At 69.9% G+C, this 13,002-nt stretch carries 13 protein-coding genes; 4 read left to right on the forward strand and 9 right to left on the reverse strand.

Translation table 11 applies throughout. The features are described 5' to 3' along the window. Positions 1-46: 46 nt before the first annotated feature. The 3 genes from ACQP2F_RS37980 to ACQP2F_RS37990 form a co-directional block, all read right to left on the reverse strand. Positions 47-4,030, reverse strand: a complete 3,984-nt coding sequence (locus tag ACQP2F_RS37980) for a tetratricopeptide repeat protein (RefSeq protein WP_433296269.1) — start codon at positions 4,028-4,030, stop codon at positions 47-49. Further along, complete coding sequence (locus ACQP2F_RS37985) at positions 4,027-4,341, reverse strand: hypothetical protein (protein WP_433296271.1); 315 nt, start codon at positions 4,339-4,341, stop codon at positions 4,027-4,029. The genes ACQP2F_RS37980 and ACQP2F_RS37985 overlap by 4 nt, the downstream gene beginning before the upstream one ends. Positions 4,342-4,531: 190 nt before the next feature. Then, positions 4,532-4,969 carry a DUF6196 family protein gene (locus ACQP2F_RS37990; RefSeq protein WP_433296273.1) on the reverse strand — a complete coding sequence of 146 codons (438 nt, stop codon included), beginning with the start codon at positions 4,967-4,969 and terminating at the stop codon, positions 4,532-4,534. 287 nt (positions 4,970-5,256) lie between these two features. Between ACQP2F_RS37990 and ACQP2F_RS37995 the strand changes: the two genes are divergently transcribed. The 3 genes from ACQP2F_RS37995 (at position 5,257) to ACQP2F_RS38005 (ending at position 6,575) form a co-directional block, all read left to right on the forward strand. Beyond that, a complete protein-coding gene (locus ACQP2F_RS37995; protein ID WP_433296275.1) occupies positions 5,257-5,448 on the forward strand; it encodes a hypothetical protein in 192 nt (63 codons plus the stop codon). Positions 5,449-5,908: 460 nt separating this feature from the next. Beyond that, positions 5,909-6,280 carry a hypothetical protein gene (locus ACQP2F_RS38000; RefSeq protein WP_433296277.1) on the forward strand — a complete coding sequence of 124 codons (372 nt, stop codon included), beginning with the start codon at positions 5,909-5,911 and terminating at the stop codon, positions 6,278-6,280. Between the two features lie 64 nt (positions 6,281-6,344). Then, entirely contained in the window at positions 6,345-6,575 is a 231-nt protein-coding gene (locus tag ACQP2F_RS38005) for a hypothetical protein (protein ID WP_433296279.1), read from the forward strand. A gap of 73 nt (positions 6,576-6,648) precedes the next feature. On the opposite strand, the gene dhaK is transcribed toward ACQP2F_RS38005, so the two are convergent. The 6 genes from dhaK to pseI form a co-directional block, all read right to left on the reverse strand. After that, on the reverse strand, positions 6,649-7,644 hold the full coding sequence (gene dhaK, locus ACQP2F_RS38010; protein WP_433296281.1) for a dihydroxyacetone kinase subunit DhaK: 996 nt from the start codon (positions 7,642-7,644) through the stop codon (positions 6,649-6,651). Further along, the gene (dhaL, locus tag ACQP2F_RS38015) at positions 7,641-8,276 is read right to left on the reverse strand and encodes a dihydroxyacetone kinase subunit DhaL (protein ID WP_433296284.1); all 636 of its coding nucleotides are present in this window, start codon (positions 8,274-8,276) and stop codon (positions 7,641-7,643) included. Before dhaL ends, dhaK begins: the two co-directional genes overlap by 4 nt. Beyond that, positions 8,273-9,058 carry an HAD-IA family hydrolase gene (locus tag ACQP2F_RS38020; RefSeq protein ID WP_433296286.1) on the reverse strand — a complete coding sequence of 262 codons (786 nt, stop codon included), beginning with the start codon at positions 9,056-9,058 and terminating at the stop codon, positions 8,273-8,275. The genes dhaL and ACQP2F_RS38020 overlap by 4 nt, the downstream gene beginning before the upstream one ends. Then, positions 9,055-9,915 (reverse strand): class II fructose-bisphosphate aldolase, encoded by an 861-nt coding sequence (locus ACQP2F_RS38025; protein WP_433296288.1) that lies wholly within the window; start codon positions 9,913-9,915, stop codon positions 9,055-9,057. Before ACQP2F_RS38025 ends, ACQP2F_RS38020 begins: the two co-directional genes overlap by 4 nt. Before the next feature lie 20 nt (positions 9,916-9,935). Then, positions 9,936-10,958: a LuxR C-terminal-related transcriptional regulator gene (locus ACQP2F_RS38030; protein WP_433296290.1), complete on the reverse strand. Its 1,023-nt coding sequence runs from the start codon at positions 10,956-10,958 to the stop codon at positions 9,936-9,938. A 64-nt stretch (positions 10,959-11,022) separates the two neighbouring features. Continuing rightward, on the reverse strand, positions 11,023-12,072 hold the full coding sequence (gene pseI / locus ACQP2F_RS38035) for a pseudaminic acid synthase (RefSeq protein ID WP_433296292.1): 1,050 nt from the start codon (positions 12,070-12,072) through the stop codon (positions 11,023-11,025). A 70-nt stretch (positions 12,073-12,142) separates the two neighbouring features. On the opposite strand from pseI, the gene ACQP2F_RS38040 reads away from it, so the two are divergent. Further along, positions 12,143-12,943: a LysR family transcriptional regulator gene (locus ACQP2F_RS38040; protein WP_433296294.1), complete on the forward strand. Its 801-nt coding sequence runs from the start codon at positions 12,143-12,145 to the stop codon at positions 12,941-12,943. The last annotated feature ends 59 nt before the right edge of the window (positions 12,944-13,002 follow it).

The following is a 13,002-nucleotide window of genomic DNA, read 5'->3' on the forward strand; positions in this document are numbered from 1 at the left end:
GTTCCTCTCCCTGTTAGATCATGCCAGCCGAGAAACCGGGGCCGATTCACTGTTGATCCCCGCTACCGCCGCCGCTGCCGTCAAGTGCGTTGCTGACTTCATGGTGCAGGTTCGCTGGGATGATTTCGGCTATTGCCGCTTGGAATTCGTGTTCAGGAAGGTGCGGCTTTTCCTGCCGAAGTTCTTCAAAAGTCTCGTTGGGCCATGCGCCCGTGCTCGTGTGCCAGTTCACTGCGGCCTGGAGCAATGCGGCGACGGACTCGGGGTGTCGATTGAGCTGCGACAGCAGGACACCGAGCCGGTGGTAGGTGCTGGCCGCGCTGCGCCGGTCGCGGAACTCCACGTAAATGTCGAGGGCTTCCCGGTAGTGCTGTTCGGCCTGCTCGAACCGCCGCTGTTCCTGCGCGACGATGCCGAGCTGGTGGTAGGTGTCGGCCGCATTGTGCCGGTCGCCGAACTCCAGGTAGATGTCGAGGGCTTCCCGGTACTGCTGTTCGGCCTGCTCGAACCGCCGCTGTTCCTCCGCGACGATGCCGAGCTGGTGGTAGGTGTCGGCCGCATTGTGCCGGTCGCCGAACTCCAGGTAGATGTCGAGGGCTTCCCGGTACTGCTGTTCGGCCTGCTCGAACCGCCGCTGTTCCTCCGCGACGATGCCGAGCTGATAGTAGGTGCTGGCCGCATTGTGCCGGTCGCCGAACTCCAGCTTGATGTCGAGGGCTTGCCGGTACTGCTGTTCGGCCTGCTCGAACCGCCCCTCTTCCTGCGCGACCATGCCGAGCTGGTGGTACGTGAGGGCCGAACCGTGCCGGTCGCCGAACTCCAGGAGGATGTCGAGGGCGTGCCGGTAGTGCTGTTCGGCCTGCACAAAACGCCCCTGCTCCTGCGCGACGATGCCGACCTGATGATAGGTGCTGGCCGCGCTGTGCCGGTCGCCGAACTCGAGCTTGATGTCGAGGGCTTGCCGGTAATGCTGTTCGGCCTGCTCGAACCGCCCCTCTTCCTGCGCGACCATGCCGAGCTGGTGGTAGGTGAGGGCCGCGCTGTGCCGGTCGTCGAACTCGCGGAAGATGTCGAGGGCTTGCCGATAATGCTGTTCGGCCTGTTCGAGGCGCCGCTGCTGCTGCGCGACCATGCCGAGCTGGTGATAAGCGCGGGCCGCGCTCGGCCGGTCGTCGAACTCCAGGAAGATGTCGAGGGCTCGCCGGTAGTGTCGGTCGGCCTCCCCGAGGCGCCGCTGTTCCTGCGCGACCCTACCGAGCTGGCCGTAGGTGACACCTTGTTGCTGCCGTCGCCCGAGGGCCTGTTTGATGGCGAGTTCGGCCTCGTGGTGCCGGCGTGCGTCGTCGAGGCGGTGCTGGGTGAGCGCGGTGTTCCCGGCGAGGTTGTGCAGGACCGCCAGCTCCCATTGCCGGTCCGGGTCGTCAGTCGCGGGGTGGGCGGTGATGGCGTCATCGAGCAGTCGCCGCCGGGTGTCGTGCTGCTGGGCTTGGCCGAGGAACTCCGCCAAAACGTAAACGATGCCGACGACCGGCTGGTTGATGTGTTGAGCGTAGGCGAGCGCGGCGGTCAGGTTGGCGTACTCGGCGGCCACCGCGTCCCGGCCAGTCAGCCGTTGCTGTGGGTCGGTGCTGGTCAGCATGTGATACAGCGCGGGGCCAAATTCGGTGTAGAAGGTGTAGTGGGCGTGGGCGGGAGCCGAGGTGAGGTCGGACCGCTCGCGCAGCCGGTTACGCAAGAAGTAGGGCAGAATCGGCACCACCTCCACGAACCCGACCAGGGTGGGGTGCGGGCCGGCCAGACCGACCCGTTGCAGTTCCGCGACGGCAGCGTTCAGATCAACCTCACCCAGCGCGCCTACCGCCTCCTGACCGGTCAGAGCTTCGACATACCCGTCCAGGGCCGGAACCGGGATGCTGGCGGTGAACGGCGCGAGCAGCAGGATGGATGATTGCAGGGCGGGGTCGAGTTTGCCGTGGCTGTACTCGATCGCTCGCCGTGCTGCCATGGTGGGATCGGCCGATTCCTGGCCGGTGTCGAACTCGGCGAGGATCTGTGCCGGCGGTGTGGTGGCCAGTTGCGGCAGGACCACGGTCATGGGTAGCGGGTAGCCGTCCAGCAGTCGCATCAGCTTCGTCAAGGCTTGTCGCTGGTGCTCGTCGGCGGTTTCGGTGAGCCAGTGGATGCCGCCGTGCCGGGTCAGGATCCGGTCGAGCAGGTCGGTGGCCGCCTGTGGGTCCAGGCCGGGAAGGTCATAGATGTTGCCGGCAAACGTGGACGGCGCCAGCCAGGATTCCGCCTCGCGGGAGCCGACCAGCAGCAAGGTCCGGCCGCCGCGCAGCCCGGACAGGAACCGGGCCAGCTGGCCGCGCTGCGGCTCAGCCAGGGCGTGCGGGATCGCGGCCGGACTCGCCGTGATCGACTCGGCGTTGTCCACGACGATCAGATGCCGCTGCGCCCGGAGCCGGTCGGTGACCAGCCCGGTTCGTGCGGCCTCGCTCATCGCTTCCCAACCGGCGAACTCGACCGGGCTCAGCAGGCGCTGGGCGATGTGCCGGGTGACCTGCTCGAAGGTCCAAGCCCGCTGCTCGTAGGAGAACGCGAACACCTGATCGACCAGACCGGTGCGCTGCCACCACCATCCGGCATGCGCCAGCAACGTCGACTTACCTGCCCCGGCCATCCCCCGCACCAGCACCTGACCCGCGTCCGGGCCGGACAGCAGCAACCGTTCCAGAGCATGCAGGTCCAGGTCACGGCCGACGAACCCGTACTCCACCGCCGGCGGCGACCCGACCTGCTCACGCCGGCGGTAGAACACCTCCTGCTCGGCCGCCGTCATCGGCCGCAGGGTCAGGCGGGAGTCACGCTGAGCGAAGACCACCGGAAGAATCCAGTCCTCCAACTCCAGGTCCTGCTCGAAGTAGCCGCGCCGGGTCTTCTCGTCGTTCAAGCTCCGGCGGGCCTCCCACGCCGCGGCCACCGGGTCGTCACCGACGGCCAACCGCCCGTACAACACCGGCATCGCCTGCTTGGCCGCCGACACCGTCACCGAATAGGCCATCCCGACCGCCACCGGAGCGCCCGCCGCGACCAGCGCCTGCGCCAGGCTCGCCTCGCTGCCGGTCTGCATCGCGGACTGGCAGGCGTTCAGCACCGCCACCGCCACCCGATGCTCCGCCAGCACCTGCGCCACCTGCGCAGACGGCACCGGCCTGGCCTGGCCCGCGTTGGCCGTCTCGAAGTAGAGGAAGCCCTGCTTCAGATCGGCAGCAGCGGTAGCCGGGTCGAACAGGTAGCGGCCGGTGCCGTCACCGCCTGCCACCGCGGCCGGCGTGCCGAAGCCGCCATGCACGTCGAAGTGCACGACCTGGTACCAGCCCTGGCCACGCTGAGGGTCACGCTCGGCCGCCCGCAACGCGTCGCGTAGCGCCTCCCACGTGCCCGGCCGGACCAGATCAACCGTCACCGGCAGATCGGCCCGGCCGATCGCGTCGAGCAACGGCTGCGAGATCGTCCGGTAGCCGACGTCCCGGGGTCCGAACGGCCTGGCCGTCACCACCAGGATGTTCAGCGTCGGTGCCGCCGCCGGCAGCTCGTACCGCAGCGGAACCCGGGCATCCTGGCGGACCACCGGCATCCGCAACGCCACCCGGATACCAGCATCACGATCAAACAACGCTTCCCAATGCAGACGATGAAACGCCGCCGACCCGCGCACCACCAACCGGCAGCCCTCGAACCCACGATCACGAACCCGCCGATACCCGAATGCGGCCTCGCCCGCGAACACCTGCCGAAACAATCGGTGCCCGTACTTACCAACCAGACCGACCGCCCGGGCTGCCAAATCCTGGTCCAGGAACGGGTAGCGCAAATGCTCCTCGAAATACCACGCCAGCAACTTCTCAGCGCTCTCCTCGACCGGCGCGGACACGATCACGTCGGCGCCGCCCTCACCGCCGAAATCGACCCGGACACCGAACGAACCGTCGGCGGCGGCCGACATCTCCCGCACCACGATCTCGGTCACGAGACCTCCCGCCGCGCCCGGGCAACCACCACCCGATCCCCGTTCGCCGAGGTGAACTCCGCGATCTCCACCTCGGACACCTGACGCCCACCGGAGGCCCGCCGCAACACTCGCCGGATGATGTCGTACACGACCGAGGACACCAGGTTCACTGCCAGCGGCACAAGGATGAACTCCGTTACACCCGGCACGAACGAGCCCGCCGGCGCCTCCTGCACCTTCGCCGGGCCTACCTCCGCAGCCTCAGGCTCCTCGCCCCACGCTGTCGCGAACGCCGCCGCATCAACACCGACCGACGGATCGACCGCCACCAAAAGCCGACTCATCGCACCACTGTGACAGCAACCATCCACAACCCAAAACCAAAACCACCAGCAGCCGGAATGCACGCACCGACCAGCAACCCCAACCAGCCGGAACGACGAGCGACAAATACCAAGAACACTGATACGCGGCCACGAAGATCAATCTTTGTCATGCCGCGAGTCGCGCTTTAGCCCGTCATGGCGCGGAGAGTTGCCGGACCACTGCAACGACCTCTGGCAGCAGGGAGTGTGGGCAACCCCAGTGGTCGTAGATGCCGCCGCGGGCGCGGTTGCTGCCGCATACAACGAACACGCCCGTGCCGAGTCTGCGCTTGAGATGGGTGGCCAGCCAGCCCACGAAGCCGCTGTTGTCGATTCCGGGCGGAAAATGGAACGAGAACACCCCGAAACGCTCGAGCGGTTCGGCCGGCTCCTGGTCCAGCCGTGCCAGAGCGCTCCACGAGTCCTCGTCCCGCACCACGGCGAGCGTCTGCTCCGAGAGCGCCGGAGGGTTCGATATCGGGGATTCCTGGAAGCACCAGACCCCGTCGTGCACGACCAACTCGGCGAGCGCGATGACCCGGCGCAACCGCTGGTCAGTCTGCTCCTCGGTCTCCTGACTGATGTCGACCACGAACCCACCGTAGATCAACGGCACTGCGCAAATCGTTGATTGCTCGAGCGCATACGTCTCTGGAGCCTCGATGAAAGCGCGGCATGCCGCTACTCGGATAGCGGCCATCGGTCGGGAACGACGCGAACGTAGCCCAGTTCGCCCAGAGCGCAACGGCTCGTGTAGCGGCCCGCAGTCTGGCTCATGAGTGGCAAATGGATGGATTCTGCGTTCGTATTTCTCATAGTCTATTGCTGGGTCCTCCGACGTGGGCTCCTGTAGCAGCCAGGCTGACAACCCTGGGTGCAGTGACGGCGGTGCCGTCGCTGGTCGACGTGACCGATGCGGACTCGCCGTTCTGGCCACGCGTCGCCGACAGAGCCAACGACGTTGTCTCCCGGTTGCCGCAGGGCCAACCGGTGTTCCTGGTCGCGCACAGCAATGCCGGCCTGTTCCTTCCTACCGTCGTGCAAGTGGCTCGGCGTCCGGTCGCCGGGTGACTGTTCGTCGACGCGCGACTGGCTTCCGGTACCGGATCGACGCCGCCGCGTCGCCCGAGCGGCTGGACTTCCTGCGCCTGACGGTGACTGAGGGCCGAATGCCGCAGTGGACGACGTGGCGGGACGAGGACGACGTCGCTCTGTTGTCCCCTGATCTGCACACCAGATCGATGGTCTCGGCCGGGTGGCGGTGCTCTGCTTCGAGGCCGATCAGGATTGTTGCCATCGTGACGTGGTGCTGGCGGAGGTTCAGCGCAGGCTCACCGGCGAGGCGGCCGGTGGACACCGAGCACGCTGAAGACGTGGCTGATGACAGCGTGGCGACGGCCTCCGTTTGACGCGGCCATCCGAGTGTTCCTTGCCGCCCGATTGGGCATGTTCCGCCATGCGCCGTTCGAACTTCCGCAACGCGGGTCGAGCGGAGCGTGAACCATCGCGAGACGGCGGAAAAGGAACAGTAGTGTCGACACTTGCCATGTTCGTCTTCAGCTCGATCCAGGCCACCTTGCTGCTGGCTGTAGCGCTGCTGGGGATCGCGGCCCGCCGTCAACGCGAACTCGCCGACCGGCAAGCGGAGCACGGTGGGTCGGTGTTCATCACCGACGAGGTGGACGTGGTTGCTGCCGACGCCGAGTTGGCAACTTCGGCAGCGCTGCGGGCGTTGGACGAGGCCGACCAGGCGCAGGATCGGGCCGTGGGCCTCCACGAGACGCGACATTGCGGAGCAACACCACCGGCAGGTGCTCAAAGCCGCCGAAGCGGCCGGCCAAACTCATCAGCTCGTGCAGCGCGCGGCTCTGGATGCATACCAGCGTGGACAGCTGTCGGTTGACGAGCTCAACCGGATCTGGCGGCACGCGCAAATGACGGCGGAGCCCACGCCGAGCCACGCCGCGGTGCCTCTCGGATGGGAGTTGCGGGTGCGGGAGAGCCAGCGACGGTACGAGCAGGCGGCGGCGGAAGCGGAACGGGCCGAGGACGAGGCTCGGCGGACGGCCGCCAGCGCCGCGGCTCTCGCCGCCGAAGCGCGGGGCGCCGAGTCGCTCCTGTCGGCGGCCCGGCGCTCCGCGAACGTCGGTCTGGTCGGCCTCCTACGGGCCGCCTGGGCCGACCCGGTCCCCCGTTGATGACGTCGTAGCCCGGCCAAGGCCGCGGCGCCCGCGATGATCCCGGTCTCGGCGGGCGCGGGGCCCCTAACCCTCAGAAGACGCGGATGGCGGCCTCCGCCGGTTCGTTGAGCAGGCCCTCGATCTCGTCGTCGAGGCGGACCAGGGTCAGGGACGCGCCGGCCATGTCGAGGGAGGTGCAGTACTCGTTCACGTAGCTGCGGCCGACCGTGATGCCGCGCTCGGCCAGTTGCTGGTGGGCTCGGCGGTAGAGGATGTAGAGCTCGCTGACGGGGGTGCCGCCCAGGCCGTTGATCATCAGGGCCACCCGGTCGCCGGAGTTGTAGGGCAGGTCGGGCACCACGGCTTCGAGCAGGTCGTCGACGATCTGGTCGGCGGAGGCCAGCTTGCGGCGCTCGCGGCCGGGCTCGCCGTGGATGCCGACGCCGAACTCCATCTCGTCGCCGCCCAGCTCGAACAGCGGCGAGCCCTTGGCCGGCGGCGTGCAGGCGGTCAGCGCCACCCCCATCGTGCGGGTCACGTCGTTGACCTTGCGGCCGATCCGGAGCAGCTCGTCGAGGTCGGCGCCCTTCTCCGACGCGGCGCCGACGGCCTTGATCACGAAGAAGTTGCCGGCCACGCCGCGGCGGCCGACCGTGTAGAGCGAGTCCTGCACGGCGACGTCGTCGTTGACGGTGAGGATCTCGCACCGTACGCCCTCCGCCTCGGCCATCTCCTTGCCCATGTCGAACGCCATCCGGTCGCCGGTGTAGTTGTTCACCAGCAGCAGCACGCCCTTGGGCGAGGACAGCAGCTTGGCGGTCTCGTAGACGTAGTCCATCGGCGGCGCCGCGAAGACGTCGCCGGGGCAGGCGGCGTCGAGCATCCCCTTGCCGACCGCCATGACGTGGGCCGGCTCGTGGCCGGAGCCGGAGCCCTGCACGATCGAGACCTTGTCGGCGCGCGGCGCGTCGGCCCGCATGATCAGGTTGTAGGCGGGGACGTACTTGAGGGTGCCGGGGTTGGCGAGGGCGACGCCCTCCAGCATCTCCGGGACGTAGCTCTTCGGGTCGTTGACGAACTTCTTCATGACGCCGCTCCCTTCTGCCAGGTCTCGCTGATCCGTTCGGCGATGACGGCCACCGCCATGGCGCCGGCGTCGACCGACCCCCTGCTGCGTTCGCCCGTGTACGACGCACGGCCCCGCTTGGCGACCATCGTGCTCGTGGCCTCGGCCGCCTCCCGCGCGGTCGCCGCCGCGGCCCGGACCGCCTCCTCGGGCGACGCGCCATCGTCCAGCGCGAGCTGCAGCCGGTCGGTCATCGGGACCAGCGCGTCGAGCAGCGTCTTGTCGCCGACGTCCGACTGGCCCCGCGCCTTGATCCCCTCGATCGCCGCGCGCAGCATCGCGACGACCCGCTCGCCGGTCAGGTCGGCGTCGCCGGCGGCGGTGCCGGCGCGGATGAAGGCGGTTCCCCAGAGCGGTCCGGACGTGCCGCCGATCCGGGAGGCGATCACCATGCCGGTACGTTTCAAGAACGTCCCGGAGTTCGACCGGTCCAGGTCGTCCCAGCCCTCCAGCAGCTTCTCGAAGCCCCGGGCCAGCGAATAGCCGAAATCGCCGTCGCCGACGACCGAGTCGAGGTCGCCGAAGTACTTCTCGTTGTCGATGGCGGTCTCGGCTATCGTCCGGACCACCTGCTCGGTTGCGTCGATGGTCATCTGCCCTCTCCCGAAGACGAATCCGGAACCGAAAGACATGCGCGCAGGTCGTCGAGCGTGAGGTAGTCGCCCGGCCGGGCCGCGCTCCGATCGGCCAGCACCTCGATCGGCGGGCGGCCGGGGTCGCCCAGCTCCGAGACCACGAGCACGGCCTCGGTGAACTCCTCGTCGCGGGTGTAGCCGTTGACGGTCACCAGGCAGCGCAGTCCGGCGCCGGTGGCGGCCAGCAGGCCGTTGCGGGAGTCCTCGACCACGAGCGTCTCCGCCGGGTTCAGCCCGAGCCGGTCGACGGTCAGCTGGTAGATGGCCGGATCCGGCTTCTTCGCGGGCACGATGTCACCGGCGAAGACCGGCACCTTCGACGCCGTCGCGGCGCCGACCGCGTTCTCCAGGACGGCCCGCACCGATTCCTCGGCCGACGTCGAGGCGACCGCGACCGTCCACCCGGCGGCCAGCGCCTCCCGGATGATGCGCGCGACTCCCGGCCGGGGCGGCAACTTGCCGTCCGCGACCAGCTGCTTGAACGTGGCGGTCTTGGCCTTGTGCCAGGTGGCCAGCAGATCGGCCCGGTCACCGGGCACGGCCGCGGCGAAGGCGGGATCGTCGAACAGGCTCGCCATCCGTTCCTTGCCGCCGCCGATCCGCAGCTTCGCGCCGTACTCCTGTTCGCTCCAGTGCGCGGGCAGGCCGAACCGCTCGAAGGTGGCGTTGAAGGCGGGCAGATGGCCGTACCGTTCGGTGTCGGCCAGCACGCCGTCGCAGTCGAAGACGAGCGCGCTCACCACGCTTTCCCCGCGCTTCCGAACAGCCGGATGTGCCGCCGGGCCATCTCCATCACGGCGGTCCGCTGCCGGCGGAACAACGTGGGCGGATCCCACTTGCCGGTCGAGGCGGCCTCCTGCAGATGGGCGAGCCCGGACTTCATGAAGCTCTCCTTCAGCGCCGTCGAGATGTTGACCTTGGCGCAGCCGCGGGCGATGAGATCGGTGAACTGCTCGTCGGTCAGGCCGGTCCCGCCGTGCAGAGCCATCGGCACGCCGGTCGCCGCCACCAGGTCGCTGACCCGTTGCGCGTCCAGCGTGGGCGCCTGCTTGTACTGGCCGTGCGCGTTGCCGATGGCCGGGGCGAAGCAGTCGACGCCGGTGTGCTTGATGAAGTCGACGGCGACCTCGAGCGACTGGATCTTCGAGGCCTCGTCCGAGCCGATGTCGTCCTCGACGCCCTGGATGCCCTCGATCTCCCCCTCGACGTGGGCGCCGGTGCGGCGGGCCTCGGCCACGACCTCGGTCGTCTGGCGCAGGTTCTCGGCCACGGGGAGCTCGTGGGCGTCGAAGAGCACCGAGTTCCAGCCTCCGGCGAGACAATCCGAGATGACCGTACGGTCGGGACAGTGATCGAGGTGGAGGCTGACCGGGACGTCGACGTCCCGCATCAGCGCGCCGAAGATGCCGAAGAGCTGGCTCCGGCCGTACATCTTGACCGTCTTGACCGAGGTTTGCAGGATGACCGGCGCCCGTTCCTCGACCGCGGTGGCCAGGACCGCCTCGATGGTCAGGTCGTTGACGATGTTGAAGGCCGCGACCCCGTAGCGCTCGGCGAGGGCGCGGTCGAGGATCTCCTTCATGGACACGACGGGCATGCGCCCAGTCAAGCCACGCGTCACCCGGTCGCGGTATGGGGTGAATCCCCCAGGCCCATGCCGAGCCAGCCGTTGTCGAGCGCGGTGACGACCGCGGCCGTCCGGTTCGAGGCGCCGGTCTTCCGCATGATCGCGCCGACGTGCTTCTCCACCGTCTTCGGCGACATGCCCAGGCGCGACGCGATCTCCCGGTAGGTGAGGCCCTGGCGGAGCGGCTCGAGGACCTCCGACTCGCGCGCGGTGAAGGGCGAGGGCGCGGCCGGCATCGCGTACGGGATGTCGGCCCGCAGAATGACCCCCCACCCGCGCACCTTCTCGACGGTGACCTCGCCGCCCGCGATCCGCGGCGGCCGATCCGCCCAGGCCGCGCCGTCCGTCCCGTCCTGCACGATGACCCGCACACCCTCGGGCCGGTAGACGATGCCGACGCGCAGTCCACTCCCGGCGCCGCCCACCAGATCGGCCGCCACCCGCGCCACCTCGGGCGCGACCGGCCGCACCGCCCCGGCCTCGGTGACCACCGTTCCGGTCCGCCGCAGCGCGGTGGCCAGCGACTCGAAGCGCCCGGTCCGGACGATCGCGCCCGCCGCCGTCTGCGTCAGCATCTCCAGGTCGTCGACGTCACGGGCGGAGAAGGCGCCGGCGGCCGGCGCGAACGTGACGCTGACCGCGATCACCTCCCCGCGCCACCAGATCGGCACGGCGGCGGCCGGCCCACGCCGAACCGGGTCGGCCCCGGCGAGATGTCCCGCGCGCAGCTGACCGTACTCGGGGATGACGACCGGCCGCCGGCTGCCGAACGCCCGGCCGGTGGCGCCCTCGTCGAGCGGGAACGAGTCGCCCAGCCGGCAGAAGGCGCCGTACTCGGCGGCCTTGGTGTAGCGCCCGGCCGCCGCGTCGATCAGCGAGATGCTGCCGGCGGCCGAGCGGGTGAGGCGGGCGGTGTGCCGCAGAAGGCGGCGCAGGACGGGCTCGAGGCGCAGGTCGCCGTAGACGTCGGCAACCGCCTCGGCCAGCCGGAACCCGTCGCCGCCGGGAGTCACCCCCCGAACATAGATTCCCGGCGCGCGGATCGACAGGGTCCCGGTCCCGGCGGGCCGGCCAGGCTCAGACGAGGTCGAAGGTCATCGGGGTGCCCTTGGCCGCGTCGCGGGTGAAGCGGCGGCCGCGGAGGCGGTCGAGCTCGACGGGCGGCAGGCCGTGGGCGGGGCGGATCGAGCGTACGTTCGCCGTGGTCACCTCGTCGCCCGCCTGGACGTCGGCCACGACGTAGAGCGAGCGGCGGAAGCGCAGGCCCTCGAGCTCGGAGGGGGTGGGCCCGATGCGGCTGGCGCCGAGCGCCCGCCAGGCGCGGCCGGTCTCGTCGACCAGGTCGCGCATCTGCGCCGGCGTCAGCGAGAACGCCGAGTCGACACCGCCGTCCGCGCCGGCCAGGGTCAGGTGCTTCTCGATGACGGTCGCGCCGAGGGCGACGCTCGCGATCGCCGCACCCAGGCCCGGGGTGTGGTCGGAGAGCCCGGCCTGGACGCCGAACGTCTCGGCCAGGACCGGGATGCGGCGCAGGTTGGTGTCCTCGGGCGGCGCCGGGTACGACGCCGTGCACGCCAGCAGGATGATCTGCGTGGCGCCGGCCCCGCGGGCGACGTCGACGGCGTCGGCGATCTCGGCGACGCGGGCCATGCCGGTCGACAGGATCAGCGGCTTGCCGGTGGCGGCGGCCAGGCGGATCAGCGGCAGGTCCACCAGCTCGGACGAGGCGATCTTGTACGCGGGCGCGCCGAGCGACTCGAGCAGGTCGATCGCGGTCGGGTCGAAGGGCGCGGCGAACACGGTCAGGCCGTGCTCGGCCGCTCGCTCGAAGATCGGCCGGTGCCAGGCGTACGGGGTGTGCGCCTTCCGGTAGAGCTCGTACAGGGTCTGCCCGCCCCAGAGACCGTGGTCGGCGGAGAGGCGGAACTCGGGTGCCGTGGAGTCGATGGTGATGGTGTCCGGGGTGTAGGTCTGCAGCTTCAGCGCGTGGGCGCCGCTCGCGGCGGCCGCGTCCACGATGCGCAGCGCCCGTTCGAGCGAGCCGTTGTGGTTGCCGGACATCTCGGCGATGACGAACGGGCGGTGCCCCGGCCCGATGCGGTGGCTGCCGATCTCGATGCTGGTCATGGCCCGAGTCTCGGCGGGCGGCCCGGCGCCGGTCCAAGACACCGTTCCGGTGCGGTGACAGGATCCGGTTATGAACCCAGGTGGCGGCATCGATCTGCGCCTGCTCACGTACTTCCTCGCGGTCGCCGACGAGCTGCACTTCACCCGGGCGGCGCGGTTGCTGTTCGTATCGCAGCCGGCCCTGAGCAACCAGATCCGGCGCCTGGAGAAGGAGCTCGGCGTCGCGCTGTTCGACCGCACCAGCCGCGGGGTGGCGCTCACCGAGGCGGGGCGGGCCTTTCTGCCGTACGCGCGGCAGGCGACCGTGGCGATCCGGGCCGGCGTCGCGGCGGTCGCCCCGCGGCCCCTGCTGCGGGTGGACGTGCTCGACGCCGAGCTGGCGCTGCCCCGCGAGGTGCTCAAGCGGCTCCGGCTCGCGCACCGGGACCTGCGGCTGACCGTCACCGCGGAGGGCAGCGTCAGCCAGCGCCGCCGGATCCTGTCCGGGGAGCTGGACGCGGGCTTCCGCGGCGAGGCTTTCTACCTTCCGCACGAGACGCTGGCGCCCGAGTGGACGGCCTTCGTCCTCGCCGCGTGCCGGGCGGCGGGCTTCACGCCGGCCCGCTATCCGGTCTCGACCGCGAGCGCGGCCGCCGCGCTGGAACTGGTGGCCGAGGGCGGGTGCGTCACCGTCAGCCTGCGCTCCACGCCGCTTCCCGCCGGCACGGCGCGCCTGCGCCTTGTTCCCGAGCTCACCTATCCCTGGGTCATGGTCTGGCACCGCGACCGGACCGGCGACGTCGCGCTGGGCTGGCTGCGAGCGGCCGCCGACGGTAGCCGACAGGCCCATCGACCGGACCCCGACGATCTGTCAGGCTGGTCGCAGTCATGAATCGGCAAGGAGCCGCCGTGCCCATCCGCCCGGCGTAGTCAGCCGAGGAGGCGCGAATG

The organism is Actinoplanes sp. CA-030573, from assembly GCF_050951115.1.
Lineage (GTDB): Bacteria > Actinomycetota > Actinomycetes > Mycobacteriales > Micromonosporaceae > Actinoplanes.